The 26,495-nt window shown below is 42.3% G+C and carries 15 protein-coding genes; 1 reads left to right on the top strand and 14 read right to left on the bottom strand.

Going from position 1 to position 26,495, the window contains the following annotated elements:
* Positions 1-164: 164 nt before the first annotated feature.
* Together J4N24_RS15055 and J4N24_RS15045 are read right to left on the bottom strand one after the other, a co-directional pair.
* A complete protein-coding gene (locus tag J4N24_RS15055; RefSeq protein ID WP_207534529.1) occupies positions 165-3,017 on the bottom strand; it encodes a M16 family metallopeptidase in 2,853 nt (950 codons plus the stop codon).
* A gap of 439 nt (positions 3,018-3,456) precedes the next feature.
* Positions 3,457-3,882 (bottom strand): winged helix-turn-helix transcriptional regulator, encoded by a 426-nt coding sequence (locus tag J4N24_RS15045; protein WP_207534528.1) that lies wholly within the window; start codon positions 3,880-3,882, stop codon positions 3,457-3,459.
* Between the two features lie 105 nt (positions 3,883-3,987).
* On the opposite strand from J4N24_RS15045, the gene J4N24_RS15040 reads away from it, so the two are divergent.
* Positions 3,988-4,941 carry a proline dehydrogenase family protein gene (locus J4N24_RS15040; protein ID WP_207534527.1) on the top strand — a complete coding sequence of 318 codons (954 nt, stop codon included), beginning with the start codon at positions 3,988-3,990 and terminating at the stop codon, positions 4,939-4,941.
* Between the two features lie 395 nt (positions 4,942-5,336).
* On the opposite strand, the gene J4N24_RS15035 is transcribed toward J4N24_RS15040, so the two are convergent.
* The 12 genes from J4N24_RS15035 to J4N24_RS14980 form a co-directional block, all read right to left on the bottom strand.
* Positions 5,337-6,098 (bottom strand): 3-keto-disaccharide hydrolase, encoded by a 762-nt coding sequence (locus J4N24_RS15035; RefSeq protein WP_207534526.1) that lies wholly within the window; start codon positions 6,096-6,098, stop codon positions 5,337-5,339.
* A gap of 83 nt (positions 6,099-6,181) precedes the next feature.
* Positions 6,182-8,452: a glycoside hydrolase family 3 N-terminal domain-containing protein gene (locus J4N24_RS15030; RefSeq protein ID WP_207534525.1), complete on the bottom strand. Its 2,271-nt coding sequence runs from the start codon at positions 8,450-8,452 to the stop codon at positions 6,182-6,184.
* 152 nt (positions 8,453-8,604) lie between these two features.
* Positions 8,605-10,200 carry a glycoside hydrolase family 43 protein gene (locus J4N24_RS15025; protein WP_207534524.1) on the bottom strand — a complete coding sequence of 532 codons (1,596 nt, stop codon included), beginning with the start codon at positions 10,198-10,200 and terminating at the stop codon, positions 8,605-8,607.
* Positions 10,201-10,228: 28 nt separating this feature from the next.
* On the bottom strand, positions 10,229-12,433 hold the full coding sequence (locus tag J4N24_RS15020) for an alpha-galactosidase (protein ID WP_242691643.1): 2,205 nt from the start codon (positions 12,431-12,433) through the stop codon (positions 10,229-10,231).
* Positions 12,434-12,507: 74 nt separating this feature from the next.
* The gene (locus J4N24_RS15015; RefSeq protein ID WP_207534523.1) at positions 12,508-15,474 is read right to left on the bottom strand and encodes a discoidin domain-containing protein; all 2,967 of its coding nucleotides are present in this window, start codon (positions 15,472-15,474) and stop codon (positions 12,508-12,510) included.
* 98 nt (positions 15,475-15,572) lie between these two features.
* The gene (locus tag J4N24_RS15010; protein ID WP_207534522.1) at positions 15,573-16,775 is read right to left on the bottom strand and encodes a DUF4998 domain-containing protein; all 1,203 of its coding nucleotides are present in this window, start codon (positions 16,773-16,775) and stop codon (positions 15,573-15,575) included.
* Between the two features lie 29 nt (positions 16,776-16,804).
* A complete protein-coding gene (locus J4N24_RS15005; RefSeq protein WP_207534521.1) occupies positions 16,805-17,995 on the bottom strand; it encodes a DUF5000 domain-containing lipoprotein in 1,191 nt (396 codons plus the stop codon).
* A gap of 20 nt (positions 17,996-18,015) precedes the next feature.
* A complete protein-coding gene (locus J4N24_RS15000; protein WP_207534520.1) occupies positions 18,016-19,923 on the bottom strand; it encodes a RagB/SusD family nutrient uptake outer membrane protein in 1,908 nt (635 codons plus the stop codon).
* An 11-nt stretch (positions 19,924-19,934) separates the two neighbouring features.
* Positions 19,935-23,294 (bottom strand): TonB-dependent receptor, encoded by a 3,360-nt coding sequence (locus J4N24_RS14995; protein ID WP_242691642.1) that lies wholly within the window; start codon positions 23,292-23,294, stop codon positions 19,935-19,937.
* A 267-nt stretch (positions 23,295-23,561) separates the two neighbouring features.
* Entirely contained in the window at positions 23,562-24,698 is a 1,137-nt protein-coding gene (locus tag J4N24_RS14990) for a FecR family protein (protein ID WP_207534518.1), read from the bottom strand.
* Positions 24,699-24,972: 274 nt separating this feature from the next.
* Positions 24,973-25,560 carry an RNA polymerase sigma-70 factor gene (locus tag J4N24_RS14985; RefSeq protein WP_207534517.1) on the bottom strand — a complete coding sequence of 196 codons (588 nt, stop codon included), beginning with the start codon at positions 25,558-25,560 and terminating at the stop codon, positions 24,973-24,975.
* A gap of 313 nt (positions 25,561-25,873) precedes the next feature.
* Positions 25,874-26,416, bottom strand: coding sequence for a carboxymuconolactone decarboxylase family protein (locus tag J4N24_RS14980; RefSeq protein WP_207534516.1), 543 nt, complete (start codon positions 26,414-26,416; stop codon positions 25,874-25,876).
* Positions 26,417-26,495: the final 79 nt, after the last annotated feature.

Genomic DNA, 26,495 nt, shown 5'->3' with positions numbered 1-26,495 from the left:
CTGAAATTCGCAAACAACAAGAAAACCGCAATAGGTTCGGTTATTACAAATTACGGGAACTACATTTTTGTCAGCCCGGGTGCCCTGGGGATTAAGAGAAGTATCAACGAAAAAGCCCGTTGCGCTATTTGCACAACGGGCTTCATCAAAAATATAAGATCTATTTAGATCTGTTCGCCGTCTGCATTTAGCTCAACGATCTTAAATCCTGTTTTTTGCAATCCCGGCATGATCCGCTCTTTATCGCCAACTACCACAACCACCATCTTATCGGTGTTCAGGTATTGAGTGGCAAGCTTATTTATTTCAGCAACTGATATGGTTTCCAATACTCTGGATTGTTCCTTAACGAACTCCGGCTTCAGATCAAACTTTTGCATGCTGGAAAGAAAAGCTGCTTTCTGCTGATTGGTCTCATATTTCCGGGCTTCACTCTGGCTGATAGATTTCCTCGTAAAATCGAGTTCTTTATCTGTAACACCTTTGGATGTATACTCTTTCATTTGATTAATGAACTCGACCACTGAACTATCAGTTGCAGAAGCAAGAACACTTGCAGATGCAGTAAATGATCCACCGTAACGACCAGAACTGAAACCTGAACTGGCACCATAAGTCCATCCCTTGTCTTCCCGCAATTTCAAGTTAATCCGGCTATTGAATCCTCCACCTAACGGATAATTAGCCAGGCCTAAGCGATACGACGTGCCCGTAGCATCGTAATTAACCCCGGTAAGGTAACCAATCCTTATTTCAGACTGTGCAGCTTTCGGAATATTCACCAGATAAAGTATATTGCTCTCCTGCGCTTTAATTGCTGTGGGATAAGCTGCGAGCTTGACTTTCTTAACCGGCCAGCCCGACAGGAATGTCAGCTTATTTTTCGCCTGTTCTTCCGTGATATCTCCAACAACAACAACAGAAACAAGGTCGGGAGAAAAATTCTCGTTATAGAACTTCTGAACATCCTCTAAAGTAATGGAAGCAACGGTTTTTTCGTTACCAGTTACCGCATATGTCCTGATATTATCCTTTCCGTAAAGCACTTTACTATATACATTCCCCGCAACAGTTCCAGCCTGTGTTTTCGCGGTTTCAAATTGCTGCAGAGCCTGCTTTTTAATGCGGTCAAGGCTCTCCTGGCTGAACTTCGGATGGAACAAGCGCTCCTGCAGTAATGCAAGGGTTTTATCAAGGTTTTTAGTTAATGATGAAACACCTATGGAGATTTCTTCTGCACCTGCCCCTACACCAATTTCACTACCTAACTTTCCGAGCTCAGCACTGAATTGCTCTTTGGTGTATGACTGAGTGTCTTCGTTCATCATAGCAGCTACAATTCCCGCCAGACCCGCCTTTTCAGGAGTCTTCACGGCGTGCATTGCTCCGCCTTTAAGCGATAAGCTGATGTATACAGATGGAATTTCGTTATTAGAAGTTCCCATCATCCTGATTCCATTTTTAGTTTTTGATGTCCAAATGGAAGGAACTTTAAGAACCGGATTAGGACCGGCTGCAGGCATATCAGAGCGATTAAAGCTATCCTGTGCTTTAACATATTTTTGCTTTCCGTAACCATAGTCGGGAGCCTTATACGCAGCATCAGTACCAGGCTTATAATTATCTGCAGCAAGTGCCTGAACGGTTGAACTCTTTGGGAGTACGCTTAGGATAACAGCACTTTTTCCCTTTACATACTGGTTATAAACCCGGATGACATCTTCTTTGGAAACATTTCTGATCGCTTGAAGCTCGCTGCCAATCTTGTTCGGATCCCCCGTAAAGGTTTGATAGAAAGCGAGCTGGCTTACCTTGCCAGAAATACTGCTAAGAGAATTAATAAAATCTGCTTCAGAAGTTGTTTTAAACCGTTCCAAATCTTGATCACTTACCCCCTTTTGCTCGAACTCCGTCAGGGAAGCCTGTAAGATCGTATTCATTTCGGTAAGGGTTAAACCGGCATATGGCACAATCTGAAAACCTATTGTTCCGGCAAGTTCTGCATTACTGGAGTACATGCTAGCCTGTACTGCTTTTCTTGTTTTAACAAAGTTCTTATAGAAGATAGAATTCGGCCCGTTTCCGATGATCATGCTTAGGGCATCAAGAGCAGCCATATCCTTGTGGAACATTTTGACTCCGGGGTATGTAACCGATAACAATGGAAGCTTTGCATAATTATCTACCATTGAAACGTACCTGTTAGCACCTAAAACAGGAGCAGGTAATTCCATTTTATCAACAGCAGGACATGGGCGGATGCTTCCAAAATACTTCTCTACCCAGGCTAGTGTTTGTTTAACATCAATGTCGCCCCCTATGGTAATGGTGGCATTATTAGGGCCATACCATCTCAAAAAGAAATCCTTCAGATCGTTCACTCCTACCCGGTTCAGGTCATCGATGTACCCAATGGTAAGCCATGAATAAGGATGCCCGTAGGGATATAAGTTTTTGCTTATTGTTTCCATCACCAGGCCGTAGGGCTTGTTATCGTAATTCTGCCCCCGCTCATTTTTCACAGTAGCACGCTGCACTTCAAACTTTCGCTGCGTTACAGCATCCAGCAGAAAGCCCATTCTGTCGGACTCGAGCCATAGCATTTTTTCCAATTGGTTGCTGGGCACGGTCTCAAAGTAATTTGTTCTATCCAGGTTTGTTGTTCCATTTAATGTACCGCCGGCCTCGGTAATAAGCCGGAAGTGATCACCATTAGGAACATGATCAGAACCCTGGAACATCATGTGCTCGAAGAAGTGCGCAAAACCTGACTTCCCGATCTGTTCCCTTGCGGAACCAACATGGTAGGTTACATCTACATGAGCAATGGGGTCTGAATGATCTTCAGTAAGCACTACTGTAAGCCCATTGGGCATTACATACTTCTGATAGGGTATCACCAGTTCGCTGCCTGTTTTCACAACGGATTCAACAAGCTTTGCAGTGTTTTGAGCAATGGCTCCCGAATAGGTTGCGATACCTAATAACCCAAGCAGAAGAGCGGTTTTTTTATTCATATATTATCTTTTGATTACTATCTGCATTAATACTTTCACCTTGCAGTAATTCTCCTATACCCATTTTCCATCCTAAAAAGAGGTGGATGTACAATTACGGCGTATTAATCGCATGGCTAAAGATCATCAGATCCGGCAAAAGAAACAATGACTGGGAGATATTCTATAATATTTCCGGATTATCGACAGAAAACCCTTTATTTTTCCGGACGAACCACAGGAAACGCAGAGCAACCTTAAATTTTTCAATTGATCATGAAAATAATCCTTATTCATCAGGCAACCCAAAACCAGATTTCCCGATTAGGGCATATCCTATATTAGAATAGTTATAATCAGTACCTGGAGTAGATGACAGGTTATAGAATGCGAGGTATTTTAAAAGTTTTTCTTCCGGATAACCCTCGTAGGGATTATACGCATCCCTATCTATGTTACCTCATCCCGCCGAAGTATCAGGAGAAGCAAGTACCCCAGCCTGATCTGCCGGGCATTCAACAGGCAGTTTACCCTGCAGTACCCTGTGAGCATTTCCCCATTTTTCAAGCTGTGCCCAAAAAGGCATTAAATTAACCGAACTATCAGTAAGTTGATATTCTACCCTTGGAGGAACTTCAGCATAGACCTTCCTTATGATCAGTCCGTCCCGTTCCATTTCCTTTAACTGCACGGTTAGCATCCGCTCAGTAATATCCGGAATAAGCTGTTTTAATTCATTAAAACGCAAACTACCATGTTCCAGCTTATACAGAATATATAATTTCCAACGCCCTGCCAGAATATCTAGAGCATACATAGCAGCACAGAAATCATAGAGCTTTTCGCGGTTGGCTTTGTTAGTTGACCTCTCCTTTATCTTCGTCATTACATACATTTTTGTCTGTAGCAGACAATGGGTTGTGTTCAGGTAAACTTAACTATTAAAAATTACTTTCGCCACCCATATGTCTACTGTTACTTAAAATACAAAATGGAAGAACTATTAAATACAACGGCTGCCGCTTTGAAAAAAGCGGCGTTAAACGATGATGCTAAACACCTTGTACTCAACAATCCAGCATTATACCAGGTACTTAAAAAAGCGGCAGACAGGTATATTGGTGGCGAAACGATCGAACAGACCCTTGTAAAAGCAGTGCATTATAACCGTGAAGGATATAAGTGCTCTATAGAATTTATGGGAGAAAACATCTCTACAGAATTTGAAGCTGGCCTGGCTACAAAAGAGTTTATTAAAGCAATTCGTCACATTCAGGAACAAAGGCTGAACTCGACTATTTCTCTGGATCTTTCGCACATCGGGCTTTCATTATCGGAGGAGCTTTGCAGAGCGAATCTGGAAGCTATTTGTCAAGCGGCAGAAGAAGCTAATATTGAAGTAACGATAAGTGCAGAGGACACCTACAAGACAGACAAGGTGTTAATCACCTACATTGATACCGCTAAGATCTTTAAGAATCTTTCAATAACCCTGCAGGTCTACCTTCATAGGACAAAAGATGACCTCCATGAGATTATGAAAACTTCAGGACGGATACGACTTGTCAAAGGAGCATTTGAAACGCCACCAGAGCTGGCCTTACCGCGTGGAAGTAAATTAAATCAGCGCTATCTCGATTTTTTGGATCAGCTGCTTCAGCGGGAACATTTATGCTCCATTGCGACACATGACCCTTATGTACAAAATGAAGCTAAAGCATTAATAAAGGCTCATGGATCCAAAAAAGAATATTATGAGTTCGAGTCACTGCACGGAATCCAAACGGAACGTCTCCGCAGACTAAAAGATGAAGGTCATCCAGCTAAGTTATACTTCGTTTATGGCACCCAATGGTACCTTTACCTTTGTAACAGGCTCGCGGAATATCCCCAAAACGTATTTACGGCGTTATTAGATATTATCGGGTTAGACATCAGGGTATAACAAAGAGAGTTAAGGGCACGTGATGTGCCCGTAACGATCTTGCATAGTAACTAATTTGCAATTCCTTACAAGAAGTACTTTTAGATCAATTTGCCTCTTTGTATAGGGATGGCTCAGTTGAATACAGTGATACTACTTTATTCCGGGTCAGAAACTCTCTTTGATACGTAACCGGACTCTTTCAAAACAAATCTGCTTTACGTGCATATTGCCTTCTATTAAAAGCTGGCAGGCATGCCCAACCTTTAATCTGGTATTACCATCTCTGCCATCGGCATCTTCCCCGGAGGTGAAGAAACGGCTTTACGCAAACATTATTTCCAAATACCGCTTTCGAAATTCAACCCTTATTTCCAGCTGTCCCTTTCGGCAGCACATGCAATTTATTAAGATTGTTAAAAGTCGGTTTCTGCTTTTTTCAGATTAAGCTCCTTTACCCAGATGTTCCTAAAGTAAATATCATGTCCTTCTGCCTGAAGCTTTAAACCTCCCGGAGTATCACTAATCCCTTTTCCTCCATCGTTGCCACCATCTAATCCTGAGGAGGGTCCGCCCCAAACCTGACTTATACTTTGATTTTTATGAACCTTTTTTCCATTAAAATACATCGTTAAGATGGGTTTCTCCACAAGCTTACCCTCTTTAAACCGTGCCGCTCTGAAAACTATATCGTAGGCATTCCACTTTCTGAGACCATTGTAAGCATAGTAAGGCGATTTCGAATCATTAATCACAGCAGCCATACCATGAGAGGTACTATCTCCATCGAGGATCTGGATCTCGTACCTGTTCTGCATGTAAATGCCACTGTTTCCGCCCGGATTACCAATAAGAAACTCAATGTGTGCTCTAAAATCACGATATGCCTTACGGGTAACCAAATCAGCTGCCCCATATTTACCCCCTGAAGATGCTGGATCATTTCCATACAATACCGTTCCCTCCCCTGCAGGATCGTCTACTATTTTCCATTTTACCGGATAAGTTGCAGAAAAGCGAGGTCCTTCCCAGTAGGTCCACTTACTATCAAGCATACCTTTTGTTCCATCGAATAAAACATCTGCTCCTTTGCCTGGCTTTACACCCAAGCCCACCTGAGCCTCTGCCTCTACAGCTGCCAGGATCAGGTAAAAAAAAGTAAAAATGAGTTTTTTCATTATCGTAATTAGTTAGTTTATATGTATGTGTTTCTGTGTAGGTGTGTGTGTGTGTGTGTGTGTGTGTGTGTGTATATATATATTCAATTAACTGTGATCGTCTTATTAAATACTATAGCATCCGACGCACTACCGATTTGAATTTCAAACTCTCCAGGTTCCACCACATACTTCATTTTTTCGTTATACAAACCCAGTTCAGAAACAGGCACTTCAATCGTGATCTTAGCCTTTTTACCAGCCTTGATCAACTCCTTTTTAAAGCCCTTCAACTGCTGAATTGGAGTGGCTACCGAACTGTATTTGTCTCTGATATATAGCTGAACCACCTCTTTTCCATCGCGCGTTCCGGTATTTTCTACTTCTACTTCTGCTTTAATTATATCATTTACCGAAAAATCAGTGTTATTTAGCTTGCAGTCAATGTATTTAAAATTTGAATAGCTTAAACCATAACCGAAATTCCAAAGAGGGTCTGGTTTATCGAAAATATAATGGCCTTTAGGATCATCGGGAGTGCCGGGGCGGTCAAAAGGCTCCTCACGGTCAGTTATAAAGTGATTGTAATAGCAAGGAGTGTTGCCTGTACTTCTGGGGAAAGAGACGTTCAGTTTACCAGAAGGGTTAACCGCACCTGTTAAGATATCTGCTACGGTACGACCCTGCTTTTCACCTCCATACCATTGAACCAGTACTCCATCAGCGTTTTCTTTTACCCAGGGCATGGCAAGCGGCTTACCAGATATAAATACTACGATCATTGGTTTACCAGTTGCTTTTATAGCTTTAAGTAAATCTTCCTGCACCCCTGGCAACTCTAAGGAAGATAGGTCGAATCCTTCACCAGAGGTCGAGTTCTTTGGACTTCTTCCAAGAAAGGTACTTCTGGTTCCGATAGCCACAATTGCAATATCACTAGCCTGGACGGCACTTACAGCTTCCTGGATGCGAGATTTATCCCGGCTCCACCAGTCGCATCCCTCAGCATGACGGATCTCTACTTTACTTCCGGCCACTTGTTTCATCCCCTCAAGCAGGCTTACTCCTTCCTTAGTATCCGGATACGTCCACGAGTAATCGCCGAAAATAGTTTGTGCACTGTTAGGACCAACAACAGCTATAGACTTATATTTCGACAAGTTCAAAGGAAGGATATTGTTGTCATTTTTCACCAGGATCGCGCTCTCGTCTGCAACTGCTTTAGACAAAGCTACTTTCTCTGCACTTCTTACAACCTTTGCTACTTTGGAAGGCTCGGCAGTTGGTCCATCAAAAAGGCCAAGGGAAAACTTTGTAGTCAATACCCTTCTCACCGCCTGATCTACGTATATGATATCCAGTTTATTGTCTTTTACCATCTGCTCCAGAGTTTCATAAGAAGAATCAACGTTAAGATCCACACCGGCAATTAAAGACATTCTAGCAGCATCCTCCCTTGTTGCAGCTGCATGATGGAAAGTCATGAGACGTTCTACTGAACCCCAGTCGGAGTAAACATAACCCTTAAAGCCTAGTTCTCCCCTTAAAATATCCGTCATGTAATATGGAGAACCGCTCACTGCCAAGCCATCGTAGGCGCTATAACATGACATTATTGACCAAGGATTCGTTTCTGCTATTACGCGTTTAAAAGGGTACATATATACGCTTCTAAGCTCCCTTTCACCTCCGCTAACGTTTGCACAATTTAAGCCACCGGAAGGTGAACCGTGAGCTAAAAAGTGTTTTGGAGTACAGGTAATGTTATGTTTCTGATAACCCTTTACAAAAGCAAGCCCTATTTCCGCAGCAAGAAAAGGATCTTCCCCATAAGTCTCTTCTACGCGTCCCCAACGTAGTTCCCTGGCCAGGTCAAAAACGGGAGAAAGTATCTGATGAATTCCCATTACTTTAGCCTCTTCTCCTGCAGCCTCAGTCATCTTTTGAATTAATGGAGGATTAAAAGTACTTCCCTGAGCAAGCGCATGGGGAAAAATGGTAGATTCGTTCTGCAGAACTCCTTCAATACCTTCTGCCGCGGTAAGCAAAGGAATACCTAATCTCGTTTTGTTTAACATGTAGTCCTGCAGCTTTTCAAACATTTCTGCACAGTCTTTTGCTTTCATACTCATTTCATGAGTACAGCCCCAACTTTCACCCTTAAAAATGCTTTCAATCTCGTTGATTTTACCTGCAGGTTTATTCTGCAGCTGCTGAATTTTTTCCTTCAGCGTCATTTTTGATAACAAGTCTTCAACACGATCCTTTACCGGGGCGTTTCTATTTTTGTAAATGGGAAGTGGATCATCTTTATGAACCGCAAAACCTGCTAAAACAGGCAGAAGGAACAAAACAATAAGTAATTTCTTTTTCATACAGAAATAGTGAATCGAATGGTTTTATATTATGTGTGTGTGTGTGTGTGTGTGTGTGTGTGATAGGATGTACTATTGGAGAGCGGTTACCCTACATTCGTAAATTAACAAAGGCACAAAAAGGAATGAAATACCCGGTTCATACCGGAGCGCTATTTTGAAATGATAAAACTGTCAAAATCAGCATAGCCTCCAGTTGTATCACTATTTCTGTTGGTACAAACAATACCAACTTTAGCACCGATCCATGTTCCCTCCCGCGCTCCGAAAGTTCCTCCAATCGCATAGAAGGTTTTTCCGTCAAGACTATAGGAATAATTAACCTTTGCATTTTCAGTTACAGCTACCCTTAGCCATGCAGTTGACGATGAAATAAATTGCGAAGAAACAGCTTTCGGTATTTTCAACCATTCCCAGTCCCGCTCTCCTTCGTATAGAACAACGGTCAAGCCCTTCGCTTGCTTCTCTATAGCGAGATAGGTGTAATAATTACCCATTACAGTGAGCCCCGCGCTTTCACCCGCCTTATTTCCATGAAATTCAAGCTTTGTTGTTGCAGTGAAGACCGGAGCTGTGAATTTTTGCAATAGAACATTACCTGCATGAGTTAAATTTCCATTATCTTTTGTATTGCTAACAGCATTGAGCCTGACAAAGCCTTTCCTTGCCTTCAGCGAGTACCAGAAATCTTGAGGAGCAGCCTGCCATTGCCATTGCAGACCGAGCTTAGAGGAACTAAAATCATCAGAGGTTTGAGGAACCGTTATAGGATATTCCTTCCCAACGTTTGGTTTTCTGTGACTCTCTACAGGCTCTCCGGTGCCATCTCCGGTCTTATCGGATCCAATGACCGGCCAGCCATTCCTCCATGCCGCAGGTTGAAGATGCACAATCCGGCCGTAAGCACCTTTTGCTTGAAAATGGATAAACCACCACTCACCTTTTTGAGTTTCCACCAAACCTCCCTGATGAGGTCCGTTGATTGGGGTTGCCCCCTGGTTCAGCACAATCTTGTCTTCGTAGGGCCCATAAATATTTTTTGACCGGAAAACAGACTGCCAACCGGTAGAAACGCCGCCAGCAGGAGCGGCAAAATAGTAATATCCATCTTTCTTCTCCATGAATTTAAAGCCTTCCAAAACGGGTTGTTTCTGGCGGTCGTCGTAGATCAATCTCCCTTCATCCAGTAATCTTTTCCCGTCTGAAGACATTTTGTGAAGAATAGCAGGGCCACCACCTAATTTCCCGTGCAGCAAGTAGGCCTTTCCATCCTCGTCCCAAAAAGGACAAGGATCTTCCCAACCGCTTACTTTATAAATGAGATTAAGGTCCCAATTCTTTCCCGGATCTTTACTTGAAGCCATAAAAAGTCCGTCATCCGGCGTGCAGAAATAAACGAAATAAGTCCCTTTATAATAACGGATGGATGGGGCCCAGGACCCCTGTCCGTGCTGAACCTGATCATATTTTTGAAGAGGTAAGCGATCGTAAACGTAATTGATAATTCTCCAGTTAACGAGATCTTTTGAATGAAGAACAGGAATTCCCGGCTGGCAGGTGAAGCTGGAAGCAACCATATAATAATTGTCTCCAACCCTGATCACATCAGGATCTGAATAATCGGCATAGATAATTGGGTTCTTATAAGTCCCGTCACCATTATCTGGGATCCATACCTGAGCGTTAACCCTTCTTGTGGCACATAAGGCCGCGATCAGAAAGAGATAAAAAAATATTCTTTGCTTCATATAATCGCTATTTTGGTTAAAGCTCCGGCTATTTAACCTCTTCTATATGAACCACCACACTTGTTCTACCGCTGGTCACCTCCGGATTAAATCCAACTTTCATTAGAAATTCTCCTGAATACACGCGATTAGAGTCAATCCATGAACTTGTCCCTGGATATAAATTTACTTCTCTCAACTTATATTTCCTGGCGGGATCAAGCCCTTTTAGTTTTATAGGATTTTTTGTACTTTCTCCGTAACGGTTATTTACAAGGTAGTTAAACATCACTCCCGAGGTCTTTTCCTCGTCAACGTACAATATTGAAGCAACACTATTCTCCCGCGGATTCGAAAGTCTGTATTGGTCTCCGTGCCAAATGACGTCTTTGAAATCATTGTAAGTTTTAATGGCCTCCTGGCAGAACTTTAAGTCATTTTCAGGCAACTTGCTCACTACAATATCAAATCCCAGCTTTCCCATCATAGCCACGTCGGTACGAAATTTTATCGGCTGTTTACCCCAGTCGGTTACGTGATTGGAAGATGCGATAGCAGGATAGAAATATGAATATTCCCATTGGATAAAAATGCGCTCCAGCGGATCTGTATTATCACTTGGCCAATACTCGGTAAAGTATTGCAGTGCCCCGTAATCTACCCGGCCTCCACCTCCTGAGCAGAGCATCATCGGCACTTTCGGGTATTTCGCCCTGATTTTCTTCAAAACATTGTTCAGGCCACGCATATACTCGATATAAAAATGCGACTGGTTTTTCAGGTATGCAGAATGAGCATTATAAATAACTGCGTTGCAGTCCCATTTAATGTAGGCAAGGTCTGGATTTTTAGTAAAAAGGTCATCCACAACGCCATATACAAAGTTCTGCACCTTTGGATTAGCAAGGTCAAGTACTAATTGATTCCTGAAGTAATATTCATCCCTCTTTGCCTGCTTCACTACCCAGTCCGGATGTTTCTCGTAAAGTTCGCTTTTAGGATTCACCATTTCGGGTTCTATCCATATGCCGAATTTCACACCGTTGGCCTCTGCTTCTTTCACAAGGGAAGCTATACCATTAGGGAGCTTCTGTTTATTTTCCTGCCAATCTCCCAATCCAGCCCGATCATCATTCCTGGGGTACTTATTTGCAAACCATCCATCATCGAGCAGGAACATATCTACACCTAGTTTCTTAGTATCTTTTAGTAGTTCTGCAAGCTTATTTTCATTAAAATCGAAATAGGTTGCTTCCCAATTATTAAGCAGGGTTAAACGATTTCCATTTCCATCCAGCAACTTGTAGTTGCGTGCCCAGCTCTGCAATTTCCTACTTGCATCACCTTTTCCTTTATCCGAGAAGGTGTACAAAAAGGCTGGAGTAATAAACTCCTCACCCGGTTTCAAAGAATATGAGGATGCATAGTTATTTATCCCGCCGATGATCCTAAGATTATCCTGAAGGTCAACTTCCAGATCAATTTTAAAGTTTCCGCTATACTGTAACGCTCCATATAAAACACTTCCTTCATCCTCAGTGGCAGGCTTGTCTAAGGAGATCATAAATACAGAAGGCTGGAATAAATTTGCCCGGGTTCCCAATTTTGAGTCCAGCGTTTTTATTCCATGCGTGAGCTTTGCTTCTTCAGGCTGCATCTCCTTAGCCCAATCGCCATGATACTGGTTCAACCAATAACTACCCGCCTTAAGGTGTAAATTTGCAGAAGCATATTTCTGTAGTATTACCTCTCCTTTCTCCCGGTGTTTAATAACGCTCCATTGTTCAACCACATCCTGTTTGAAATACGACTTATAGAAAAGCATGACCTCGAAATCATAAACTGGATCTTTTAAGGTTATGGAGAGCAGAGAAACGCCGTCTGCAACGTTGCTCTGCTTATGATCTACATAACGAAGGTCCAGACTATTATTTCCATCAGCGTGAGTAACCGAAAGTGCTGGCTCCATAAGATTCCTGGAGCCTGATGGAGTATATGCTGAGTTCAAAAGACCAGTGTAATCTTCAGGCTGCTTAAACACTTTGGGCACCAACTGATATTCGTCAACCCTTGCGAGCTTCTTACCAAAATAGATTATCCCAAGGTCTTTATCTTTTTCAACTTCAAGCACCAAAGCGTTGTTTTGCGTCTCAATCGCGATAACGGCCTGAGCTTTTAAAACTGAAGTTTGGAGATACACCCAAAGCAACGCGAACATGGCTACCATGCTCTTAATAGGAGGAGGAATTTTCATTTGAATCTTAAGATTAACTTGAATGCGAAAGAGCATAGAAATACAAATACATGTATCTCTATGCATTTTGTCATTTACTTTGTATTGTTAAAAGGTTCTATTTTTAATTCAGGGGTATCATTACCCAGGGCGTCCTCATCAAACTCAATACGAACTTTTTTACTCTCACCTTTCACCAGCGAGAAATAACTATCGCTAATGATAGCAGGAAGGATCTGCTCACCAGACTTCGCTTTTACCGCTTGTACGCGAATGGCGAAAGCCACCGATGGAGAAGAGGATGGGTTGGTAACCTGGGCATTGATAATATATTTACCGTTTTCTTTCCGGGTGGTAGAGTTGATCTTAAGCTTAACTTCCTGCAGCTGGTTTAGGGCAGTAAAATCCTTCCGCTTACTTCCTCTCCAATAAAAGTTATCAGAAACAACTTTTCCAGCCTTATCCTTTAGTTGCAGTTTAATAAAATGTACCGGATCGACATCTTTTTCTTTCACATTGCCGGCATACACCTTGAAATCCCACAGTGAATACCCCCACCAGGAGCCGCGTTCTACGCCTAACATACGTACATACCTTGCAGTCGCCTCTTCTGGGAAGAAAGCCTCCTGAACACCAATTCTGCCTTTATCGGTCGAATACACATCCCTCCATTTCACTGCATCATTTGATACTTGGATCTTATAAGATTTTGCATACCCATCCTCCCAATTCAAACTAACACCACTAACTACTTCCTCTTTCCCTAAGTCGACATAGATCCATTCGTTATCAGTTGATTTACTCGCCCACCTTGTATCATCCTTTCCATCTGTAACTAAAGCAGGCTGTCCATTATCTGTGGACGATGCCAGTACTGGTTTGTTCAGCGCCAGGTTAATTTTTTCTGGATTTAAGCCCAAAGCAAACGCTTCTACAGCACTATTTGAAGGGGCTGTGATCCTTGCAGATGAACTGTATCTTTTTACCAGTTTTCCATCAAGGTTGAATACGTTGGCTTCAGCTACCAGATCAGAAGCATCACTTGCTGTAGTATTTACTACCTTGATCGCATTTGAAACAGGGTTCCACTGAATATGCAGGGGTTCGCAGGCAGTTCTTATTCCAAAATACGCTCCTGTCAAATCGTAGTAATAATCATAGGTCTGCCAGATAAGGGACGGAAGAGAAGCGTTGCTCATCCAGGTCATCACTCCTGAAGCGTCTTCCCATATATGATCCAGCCAACCTTCATACATTGCCTTATTTGTTTCAAGGTTCAAGAGCTGGGCCTTGCGACAAAAATCTTCAATAGTATTAGCCTTGCCGTACCTGGTATTAATATCCGACTCATACTTATCTGCTCCGGCATTAAAAGCCCATTGGCCAAAAAAGTGCTTCTCCCACATGCTGTTCCTGGGCCACAGGTTCTCTTTGGGCATAAATTTCCTGAAGCTCTCTACGTTCGTAAACACAGCAGTTCCTATCTCAGACCTGAATCCCCAGCCATCTCTTCCACCTAAACCGGTGGGAAAGGGCGTGAAATAATAGCGGGGATCCTTATTTGCCCAGGGGCCGCTGCCAGATAAATTATCATCATGCGAGTTCGCCTGGTAATATCGTTCGTTGCCGTCAAAATTCCTGATATCTTCCTTGATCCAATTATTTAATGGTGCCTCTGGCCAGCCTTCATTATCTCCACACCAAACGGCTATTGAAGGGTGATTTCTAAAGCGCTTTATTTTTTCGATAACAGCATTATTGAACTCGCCAAGATCACGTGGTAAGTTGGGATTAGAATTGATCCAGAAGTCATCCCAAACCATAATTCCATATTTATCACATGCTTCATAGAATTCTTCATCAGTAGTAGAGCCTATCCAATTCCTGATCATATTAAAGTTCATTTCTTTATGTAAACGAACCTTGGTATCATACTCCTCCCCCCGGCACCTAAGCATATATTCAGACATCCCCCAATTTCCTCCCTTCACAAAAACCCTTTTTCCGTTTATCGAAATATGTAAGACATTGCCAACCGTATCATAACTGTATTGCTTAACGCCGAATTTCACCGTTGCCTGGTCTGACTCCTGGTTCCCGTCGAGGAGGGTCAATTTACAGGTGTAAAGATTCGGGTCGCCGTAGCCATTAGGCCACCATAGCTTGGGACTGTGGATCACAAGCTGCGATAGCTGCTTCTTATCCAGTTTTACCGTTGCCGGTACATCCGCTTCTACTGCTATCTTTTGGGTAAACTCAATATTACCAGGAGTGATCAGGCCTTTAACATAAGCTGTACGGTTCTCCCCTGTTGTATTTTTGATATCAAAAGAAACGATGAGATCTGCACGGGCATTGGTAGGAAGCTTTGTTTGAATCCAGGGATTTTCAATACTGAGACTTCCTGAATTAGTTAGAAATACCTTATCAGTAATTCCCGAATTTAAGCCTGGAACATAAGGCATCCAGTCCCAGCCAGCACTTGAAACGTAAGTAGGACTTGCATAATTAGCCATTGGTTTTCGTGGAATGTCTACCAATACAGCTAATCTATTATCTCCATTTTTTGAAACAACCTTAGTGATGTCGAACTTTTTCTTATCCATAAAGTTCTCTACTGTTCCCATTTTCTGGCCATTCAGGTAGACATTTGCCTTCCTGTTCACTCCATTAAAGTTCAGCCAGATCTTTTCCTTGTTAAAAGATGCAGGGACCTTAAAGGTGGTGATATACCAGAACTGCTGGTCGAACTTTGCTTTGTCAGCATTCCAAATATTATCACCGAAGTTAGGGTCCTTCTCCAATCCCTGATCAACATAAGCAGCATAAGCTGTTCCCGGGATCGTAGCTTTCACCCAGCCATTTTGCTGTGCTGCTGTTTCGAAAAAACTATTTACCTCATTTCCGGCTACTGCTTGTGGTTTTACCTTCCATATCAAGCCTGCGTCACTTCCCAGGGAAACCCTATTCTGGGCCTTTAATGAGGAAAACAGGCTAGCTGAAGTAATAATAGCCCAGGTGAGATAAAAGAACGTTAATAGGTTTGTGTGTTTTTTGATCATATAAGTGCGTGTTTATAGAGGCCGCACTGATTTTAGTATCAATGCAGCCAGTGAAAAATTAATAAAAGCCTGATTACTTAAGAGTTAATCTAAATAGGTTAATCCACCACCAATCGGAGTTTTAGTCCCTTAATGCGCAGCCAGGTATAGGATCCTGTGCTTACTACAAATCCTGCCGCTATCTGGGTAGGTTCATTCAGAATGATCTGCACAGTTGGATTCCCTCCCGTATTATTTTCATCCCAGTGATATTTGCCCAACACAACAGTTTGATCGTTCAATTTATCTATATCCGGAATCACTGCCCCTTTTGATACCACGAAATTCGCGTTTATAGAACCACCGCCAGCATCTTTATTAACTTCGAAGGCATATTTTCCTGCAGGAAGGGTAAATGTTTGGTACAGTTTACCGTTATTCACTCCATCCCCTCCCCAATCTTTAGATTCAAAATGAATAACGCCGTTATTATCCCATGACCATCCACCAAGCCGGCTGCCATCCTGGTTCAGGACGTTACTGTTATACAACCAATCTTTAGGCATATCCCATTTTCCACTTCCATTGCCTGCTCTTTGGAATGGGTTTCCTGCATTCTTGAGATAGATGGATGTTACGTCCTCCGATACCCGGAAGAACTGGGGTTCTGCGTAAAAAGTATCAATTGCGATACTATCAGGTAAAAAGAGGGATTGTAGCTTAACCTCTGTCAGGCTCTTAAAATCCTTTAGGGTAACTCTCGTATCGTCGTTCGAAACTTTAATATTACGAACCTGATTATTAATATCTGTATAGGTTAATCGAGAGAAGGGAGAATTGATGTCAGCAGAATAAAAGTCTATAGCAATATCACCTCCGGTTTTCTCAATATGCTTAACTGCCCTGTTAAAAAGCGTCTGCTGATAAACATTGCCATACGATCTACCTGTTGTTCTGACAGTTACTGAAGAATTTCCCTGATTATCGTAAGTGGTAATTTCAAAACTATGTGTCCCTTCAGCTAATGCTATAGGCACCTTTATAGTATCCACACCTGCACTTCTGTATATATTCATTACCACAGAATCTTTTGAAGAATTATACGCGATCTTTAAACGGCTGACCTTAGGATCAGAAGTCAGTAAGCCGGTTACCACTACTCTTTCCCGCCCTGAACGTATCTTAACAGAGTCGAGCTTACCTGTATACAACTTGTCCTTGCCGTCTGTATATTTCAGGTAATCATCCATCTTTGAACAGGATACTAAGCCTGAAAAGATCAGTGATAGTACTATCAGTAATTTATATTTGGAGTACTTCATTTTAATCAAATTTTAAAGAATTAATTGTACTATTTGTCATTTCCCCAGAAGGTTAATTCGGTCATCACCATATTGGTATTTCCCGACCAGTTGTCAAGGCAACGCAGCCGGATGTATCTGACTTTAGGAAGGTCAGAAGCAAATACTACTTCATCTCCTATTCTGCCAGCAATCCGGTCATCTTCTGTTATCATTCCTACCGGTAAACCGGAGGGCTTTTTATTTTCAATGGATGCCAATTTTGTCCAGCCGTTAAAGCTGCCATCAGGGTTAGGATTCAGTGTACCCCACACCTCATACTTTTTGGGACTAACATCGTTGAACCAGTGCTTATCATCCTGAACCATCTTCAGATTGAACCGGCTTAATTTAGCTTCTACTCCCAGGTCAAAAGTGAAGTACATAGGAACCCCGGTACCTGTATTACCAGTGTGTGCTGCTGAATTATCTACGTCACCCAAAGCTTTACCATCCCAAATATTCTGCATTTTTCCTCCCCATGCATCAGTTCTTGCATCTCCTGGGAGTTTAACTTCCCTAAACTTGCTTTTGTCAAGCATTTGCTCATATATGGGAGTTAGTTGTGTCTCCTTCGTATCTGAACGGTGTTTCCATTTGTCAGACACCTGCACTAGAAATTTACGCGGCTCTGAAGCGAAACCCCTCACTGAAAAACTTGCACGGTCTCTTTGGGTATAAAAAGTATAAGCAGTTTTAAGGGTACCTGAAGAATCCGGTGTAAGCACTTCTATTGCCAATTGCGCCTTTGTTTCATTAACAAAGCTTACACTGATACCACCGAAATCAGGTTTCACTTCAATAGATCTCAATGCTGCCATATAGGGAGGCGTTTTTGGCTGCACTGCCACCCTGGTTGCATTTGAACGATTTCCACTTCTATCGACAGCGTAGATTTCCACTTGGTGCTCCAGCGAGTCGGCAAAGCCCTCTACAATAATGTTATTTGTATAGTAAGACGACTTAAACTTTACAGGTGTACCTTTAGCATCGAGATAAACGGCCTCGGCATATAATAGGTCAGGATCCGGTGGAAGTGTATAGGTGATCTTTGCTCCACCTGGCAAATTTTCCACTTTGGGATTTGTTAGAGCGCCAGGAGCACTACTGTCGCCTTCGATAGGCTCCATCTGATCTTCCTTGCAGGCAAAAAAGGTAAGCGCAAGCGCAAAGAATAGTATGATTAAATTCTTAGTTCTCATTTTAAAATTTCTTTAGATTACTACCAGCCTGGGTTTTGAACGAGATTAGTATTTATACTCAGATCGAGCTGTCTGAGTGGCCATAAGTAGTCTCTGGGAGCAACAAATTGCTGAGTGAACAATAAGCGGGGACGGTAATACCCTACTGCGCCTTCCTGGTCTATATTCCAGCCATGAATGCCCTGGTTTAGTACCCGGTCGGCAATCTTCCACCTACGCAAATCCCAGAAGCGATGCCCCTCGAAAGCAAGCTCAATACCTCTTTCCTGTTGAATGATATCCCTGAGACCGGCTTTAGAAGCGAACTTATTTTTATTGGTTGAATAGTTGCTCCAGGAATATTTAACTCCTTGGAGACCGGCCCTTTCCCTTACTTTATCGATCCAGAGAATGGCTTCGTCGCCCCTGCCTGCTTCATTCAATGCCTCTGCGTAAAGAAGGTAAAGATCGGCCAGACGGATTTCAGGCCATGGAAAGGTCTCTGTCCGGTAACTTGATTCTGTAACGACAAGCTTCCAGTTAACAAGCTTCTTGGCCCAGAGGCCGGTAACCGAGTAATTGTAAGCCCCTACCTGAGCCTGGGCCTGACCTTTCTTGGCTCTAACGGTAAAGGTGTTAACATCCGACTTGTCTCCATTACCATTCTCCATATACCAGATCCCGCCGTCAAAAGCAATATTTGCATAATACCTGGGCTCCCGGTCAAAGTTAAACCGGGCAGTTTCGTAACCCTCGATGATATTGAACCTATCCTTGCGGCTTGCTGTGGCAATGGAATACCTTGTTGAGTATTTCCAGTTAGGATCCTCATTGATAGGAATGCCCCTGTCAGAATAAAAGAGATTCGCGATCTCGAGCGTAGGTGTAAGACGCTCTCTTGGTCCCCAGATATTTGTGGGGTATCTTTGGTCGATCCGCGCCAACAGGTCGCCCTGCAGATCTGAAACCTGCCTTCCGGATAAACCCCAGATCAATTCACTGTTCCATCTTTCAGAAACACTGTTCCTGATACTCATCTGACGTTTTGTTGTATCATTCAAATTATAGAAAGTGGCAAAGGAATACAGGCGGGCACCATTTTCCTCACACATCTCTATAGCTTCTTTACAGGCTTCAGCTGCCAGCTCCCATTTCGCTGCACTATACGCAGGGTTAAAAAGATGCGTTCCATCCTTATCCCTAAAGTTCACATAATCAGGATTTCCATTGAAAAGGGGACTTGCAGCCGTAACCAACACTTTCGCCTTCAGGCTTAATGCTGCCGGCCGGGTGACCCGCCCCAATTCGGTTGTTCTGTCTGTTATCTCGCCCGGCAGATTAACAGCCGCACTATCCAACAGCCTTGAGATATAATTCACTACCGAGTCAACAGGTGCACGTTTTTGCTTGAAATCATCGCGAGGAGCTGTTATTGCCAAATTATTGTCGGCAATAACGATCGGCCCATACATTCTAAAAAGGTAGAAGTGATAGTAAGCCTTAAGGAACATTACTTCCCCCAGCCATCTTCTTCTCATAGCCTCGTTAAGGTCGATCACATTTTCCCGGTTGCTCACATTTTCAAGGAATATATTACAATCCCTGATGCCCTTATATAAAGCACTAGCACCTCTTGTTCCCTCCCAAAAATTCATATAGGGATCGTTTACATTTTGAAACCCCTTTGCAATCTGCCAGGGATCATAAGTGGAAAATGTAGGTGTCCAAAATTCGTCTGCACCCAGTAGTCCCACATTTCCGTTGGCCGTGTGATGGGAGGGCAGATAAGAGTAACAGGTGTACAGATATTTTTCTGCTTCAATACGGTTGCGGAAAGCATTTTCCAGGGTCGGCACGTTGTCTGGAACAAGGTCCAGATAATCCTTACAAGCCTGCAAACAGGCACAGCTAAATAACAGGAGGATAATATATATTCTCTTTAGTCTCATCGTAAAATTCATTAAAATCTAAGTTGAACGCCCAGGTTAACTACTTTCTGTACAGGATAGCCGAGGCCATTTCCTCCCATTTCAATGTCCCATAAATTGAAGCCACTCAGAAGGAATAAGTTATTTCCGGTAGCATAGATCCGGGCTGAGGAAATCTTCCAATTGTTCAGAAGCTTCTTCGGTAACTTATAACCCAGTTCTACAGTCTTCATCCGTAAAAAAGCTCCGTTACGCATAAACCAGGTAGAATAGTTCTGGAAGTTATTATTGCTGTAGTCGGGACTAAAGCGCGGCCACATTGCATACAAATCCCTGTTCTCTTCCGACCAGTGATCCTGCGCATATGCAGCCAGAAGGGGAATATTATTTTGAAAAGGCGAAGTATTTGAAGCATCTATCCAGAAAGAAGATCTGGCCGATCCCTGAAAAAATGCAGAGAAGTCGAGATTTTTGTATCCATAAGAAAATCCGAAACCGTAAACTATCTCAGGGACTGTAGGATGGCCAATAGGTACCTTATCCAGATCGGTGATCTGTCCGTCGTTGTTAACATCACGATATTTGATGTCCCCGGCTCCATACTTGCCATAGCTTTGCAGCGGCGAGTTGCTGACGTCGTACTCATCCACAAAGAGACGTTCAGCAATCAAACCATATACCTGATTCAATGTAGTTCCAATCCGGGATAAGTATCGTTCGTTGTATGATGGTTCTTCGAATTTAAGGATCTCACTGTGCGCATAAGTAAAGTTTCCACGGGCCTGTATCCATGCATTTCGTGATAAGCTTTTGTTATAATCTAAAGACATATCAATACCGTTTGCCTTTGCTTCACCTACATTTGCCCTTACAGTTGCAGCCAGACCTACGTTTAAAGGTATGTTGCGATCCATCAGGATATTTCTTCGGTGCTCCGTGAAATAGTCTGCCTGGATATTTATATCCTTGAATAATCCGAGCTCTACTCCCAGATTTGTTTTGGTTGCTATTTCCCAGGAGATATCCTGATTTTCATACCTGTTAATGGTTATTCCATTTTTTCCTTCAGTATTGTTTTCGCCGAATGAATAGGACTTCCCGCCGTCGTTCATGTTAACATCTGAGAGGTAGAAGAACCTATCGTTCTCATTTCCTATCGCATCATTTCCTACCAGCCCATAAGTTCCCCGGATCTTAAAGTTGGTAAGTACGTTCTTTAAGCCATTCCAAAACTTCTCGTTTGATACTACCCAGCCCGCTCCAACCGCAGGAAAGAAGCCATATCGCTTGGATTTATAAAAACGTTCAGAACCGTTATAACCAAAGTTTGCCTCCAGCAAGTAACGACTGTTATAGCCATAAGTAAAACGTCCGGAAACGCCCTGGTTGCGATAAGGTAAAGATTTTTGTAAGGTACCCTGATTAGCAAACAACTGCTGCCGGCGCTGATAAACCAGCATTCCGCTTATATCATGAACTTTGTTAAGTTGCCGGTTATAGGCAACTGACGCTTCCATATACAAGGTTGAACTAACGTCTTTGGCTCCTTCATTATAATCCAGGTAATCAGCGCCATCGTTAGGATTCAGCAAGCTTAAAGGGTAAGTACCTGAAGCTTCATCATAATAACCCGCGTTATAGTAGAATGGCTTATAAAAACGTGAGACATCAAAATAAGAGTACCTGGAAGTATTGAACATACCACGTGCTGTAAGTCCCGGAGCAATAGCCTTTAGATCCTGCTTCATCTCGAACTGGGCATACATTAGCGATTTAGCCCCATCCCTGTATCCTCGAACCATATCTGCATAGGGATTAATATAACTTGCGCCCTGAGTCGCATCCTCCCTCCTGGCATTTCCAAACAGAATATGTTTTGTTTTAGGCATAAAGCTTGCGGGATAGTACGCCGGGAAAAGCACTGGGTTCGTCCTCATTATCCTCTTGTACATCTCTTCTCCACCATCAAGTGGGCCACGATAATCGTCGAAACTTCCTGAGAGGCGAACAATCGCTTCGGTAGTTTTTGAAAGGTTAATATTAACGTTACTTCTAAGCTGATAGGATTTAAGGTTGATGTTATTGTTGAAATTATTGATCTTCGCCACCTTTAGATTCCCATTATCCTGGTTGGCCGTACCAGCAATGTAATACCGGGCTACGTCTCCTCCGCCGCTTATATTGAAGTTAAGTCTCTGGTTACTCACCACGTCCTTCATTAATAAGCTTCTCCAATCATTTTGAGGGTATAAATAAGGGTCTGCTCCAGGAACGGTCTTCGCTATTTTTTCCTGGGAATATAGGGGTGGCGACAAAGGATCACGGGTTAAGACCGCATCATTAGCCATTGTCATGTAGGTAACCGGATCGGCCAGCTGCAGATTTCTAGTATTAGAGGAAAAAGAATTCTCAAACCTAACTGATACCTGCGCCGCACCAACCGCACCCTGCTTCGTTGTTACCTGAATAACACCATTCGCTCCCCGCGCCCCATATAAGGAAGTGGCAGTGGCATCTTTCAGAATTGAAAATGCAGCGATATCGTCGGGTTGTAACCGCGCTAATTCTGTGCTGGAAGTTTCAATTCCATCAATCAGGATCAAGGGATCTTTTTTATAACCAAAAGTGGTAACACCACGAATGAAAAAATCCGCGTTGTCCCTTCCAGGTTCTCCGCTTCTCTGGTAAGCAATAACTCCGGATAATCTACCAGCCAGTGCTGTAGTTAAATTACTGGATGGTACTTTTAACTCTTTAGGGTTAATGGTTTCAATTGAGCTTACCATACTCGATTTCTTTTGGGTTCCGAATGCCACAACAGCAACTTCTTCCAATGTATTAACCTGCTCTTTTAATACAATGTCGAATATTTTCCTGTCTTTAACCGGTAATTCCTGCTTCACAAAACCTACAAAAGTTATTTCCAGTACTGATTCGGGCCCTGGAACTGTTATCGAGAACTTTCCGCCTGCGTCGGTAAGTTTCACGATAGTGGTACCTTTAACTTTAACACTAACTCCGGGCAGGGTTTCCCCTTTTTCATCTCTTACTGTACCGCTAACTTCGATGTCTCTTCTTTCTTCGGTTGCCGCTGCTACTTTGTCTTCCTTTATGATAATATTCTTCCCCTCTATCGCATAGGTTAAGGGAAGGTTCTTAAGGCAGATCCTTAAGACCTCCTCTATGGAAGCTTCCTTAAAATTTACCGTTATCCGAGGCTTATTATTAATGTTTTTCGGCGACCAAAAGATATTGTATTCTGTTTGCCGGTTAATAACGTTAAAGATCTCTTTAAGAGACACCTCACTTTCCTTGTATGTAATTTTCTGGGCAAGGACTGACCCGCTTGCCTGCATAAAGGCCAATAGAACCAGGAAAAATGAAATCTTCATTATGAGCAGGAATTTCTTGACGTAGCCGAAAGGCGTACAAATGTTTCTAGTAAAAAATTTATACATTTGTTAAGGTTGTTTTAGAATTCTGAAATGGTATCGTCTAATTCATTTGAGGTTCGATCAGCCTTAGAATCAGGAACATTGCCGTGTTCCTGATTTGCTTTCCGGAAGAACCTGTCAGGTTTTTAGCTAGAATTTTCTATCATATAATGCCTAAGTTTTAATTGGTTATAATTGAATACATAAAATTACTTTCCCTACAAACTACCTTTTCCTGACCAGGATCTGGGAGCCTTTTATTTCAAACCTTACATTCCCGGTCTGCTCCATCATTTTCAACAAAGCAGAAGCGTTGGAGGTACGCTTAGCAACAGCTGCAAATTGTTCGTCTTTTACCCCTTCATCGATATAAACTACATCCACATCGTACCACCTGGAAATCTTTTTCATTATATTCTCCAGCGATTCATCATCGAACCTGAAATAGCCGTTCCGCCAAGCCATTGCATCCTCTGTATTGACGTTCTTAACCGTGATGTTTCCTGCTACTTCAGCCTGCTGACCCGGCACTAAAGTTGCCGACTTACTGCCCGATAAAACTTTTACAGATCCTTCAAGCAGGGTTGTTTTAATACCACCTTCATCCCTGAAACTATTAATATTAAAATGAGTACCAAGAACTTCGACCTCCTGCTGATCAGTATTCACTTTAAAAGGATGTAACTTATCTTTAGCAACTTCAAAATAAGCTTCACCATTTAAAGCAACACGACGTTCATTTGAAGAGGAAAAATTAACCGGGAATCTTAACGAAGAAGCAGCGTTCAACCAAACCTTTGATCCATCTGGTAATTGCAGCTGATACTGTCCGCCCCGTGGAGTTTCAATAGTATTGTATGCAAGCTGTGCGGATGATCCTTGCTTTTGGTCTTCCACTATATAGATTAGTTGTCCATCTGCCGTCTTCCTGATCTTAATTGAACCCTGATCGGCTATTTCTCCGTTTTTAACATCATTTAAAGAAATTCTTGAGCCGTCGGCAAGAATCAGAACAGCTTTATTACCCCCGGGCCCGATCTCCTGCAGCACCGCCGTATTTGCAGCCTTATCTTTCCCACCAAACAACCCCTGCTTAAATAACAATCCTGCTGTTAAGGCTACTACTATTGCTGCAGCTGCTGCTAATCTTGGCCATAAAACCACTCTCTTTTTCTCCTGAACGCCAATATCCTTTTTAAGGCGTTCCCAAATGGCTGTTTGAACAATCTCCTCCTCTTCCGGAAATTCAGCATCCTGTTCCGCAGTCTTCCGGTACCAGTCAAGCAAGGTATCCCTCTCTTCCTTTGTAGCCGTTCTATTCTTGTATTTCTCAATTAAACTATTAATGAAATCAATCTTCAAGTGGTTTATATTTATGGTAGTGAAGCTTTGTCACCGCCAGATTAATTGATTATTCTCTTTAAGCCTACTGGTTGTTTTATACTACCTTGTACTACACCTCGGCCCTTACCCTACATCAAAAGATATTTTTTTTAATAGAATACATGGCTTGGCCTCTTTTATAAGAAATCAATTGTGGGTTAGACCATCTTATAAGCTAAAAAATAAAATATTGCAGCCAGGCCAAATATGGTTACAAATTGCTCAACATTAAATTTAGGATTTAAATGAAAGGCTAGTTAAAAAGGTCTGAGATATAATAAATGGCCAGGCCGAGAAGCCCGGCATTTTTCAACTCATGTCTGATGATCTTTAATGCCCTGGTGAGATTGGCTTCTACTCCTTTTTCAGAAATCGATAATTTTTCTGCAATTTCAGAATTTTTCATCCCGTAAATACGACTGTACTTAAATACCAGCTGGCATCGTTCGGGCAATTGCTCTACAATTCCATTGATAAATTCCTCGAGAAAAAGGGCGTCAAGCTTACTTTCATCCTGGGTTAGGGTTTCTGGCTGGTAGTTTTCCCGGGCAAGAGCAGAACGTCTCTGCTCCCTCTGATAATGCTTAAAGACAGAGAATTTGACAGACGTGGCGAGAAAAGCTGGCAGGTCTTTGATTTCAAGACTTGCTCTTCTTTGCCATAATGATAGAAATACTTCGTGAACGATATCTTTCGAAGCATCAGTATCTTTAGTGTGATTCCAGGATATCTTAAGCATCTTCTTCCAATATCTCCTATAAATCTCCTCAAATGCACGATGATCATCGATTGCAATACAGCTTAGCAAAGAAGAATCAGACACACGATTATAATCACTCATTTCTACAAGATCACAACTTATTTACTATCTCACTTCTTTGTTAAAGAAAGAATTATATAAAATGCCCCTTAAAAAGAGATATTGAATTTTGGTTTAAAATCAGTACTTATAACAAATATAAAACTTTCTTTTTCAAATTCAATAGCATTGGTTTCTGAGAGAAAGCTCGATGAAAGAAGTCAGGATTTACTTATAAAAACTTCCTTAATGCCGTACAGCAAAATTGGAAATAGTCTGATTTTTGGCAAAAAAAACAGCATAAGCACCTCTGAGCACTTATGCTGTTGTCAATAAACTTAAGAGTAACCCGTTCTTAATCGATTGGATCTGCTGCAGGAAAATCGATCGGAATTTCAGTTGCAGCGTAAACATAATTAGTAAATGTTCTCAAAGTGATCAGTCCGATCAGCTCGATTAAGGCGGGCTCATCATAACCTGCAGCAAAAAAATTGTCGGTAAGCGTAACATCTGCTTGGCCTTTATTCTCTGCAATTGATTTCGCCAAGAGGATAATCGCATCCAATTTTATGTCTTTCGAAATGCCTTTCCTGATCTGAATGGTTTCTTCCTTGGTGAAGCCTTTCATTTGAGCAATGGCGGTATGAGCAGCGAGACAATAATTACAAGCATTTACCTGCGAAACGACTAGATTAATGGCCTCACGCTCCTTAGCTGTAAAAATGCTGCTGCTTGTTAGAGTTGCTTCGTAATCCAGCATGCCTTTCAACGCCGGGGCAGAATAGCCGATAGTTCGGTACAGGTTAGGAACTTTCCCCAATTTTTTCTGTATCTGGTCAAAAATTGTCTGCGAATCGGTGCTTAGCTGCTCTTTGGCAGGTACTGTGATAGTTTTCATGATATATATAGATATTAACAGTAATAAACTAAGTTAGATACGAGGGTGACGGTTAAGGTAGACCGTGAAGAATTTCAAG

Origin of the sequence: Desertivirga arenae (assembly GCF_017355785.1) — a bacterium.
Lineage (GTDB): Bacteria > Bacteroidota > Bacteroidia > Sphingobacteriales > Sphingobacteriaceae > Desertivirga > Desertivirga arenae.
The sequence above is the reverse complement of the archived record's forward strand: the minus strand, read 5'-3'. Positions and strand labels throughout refer to the sequence as shown.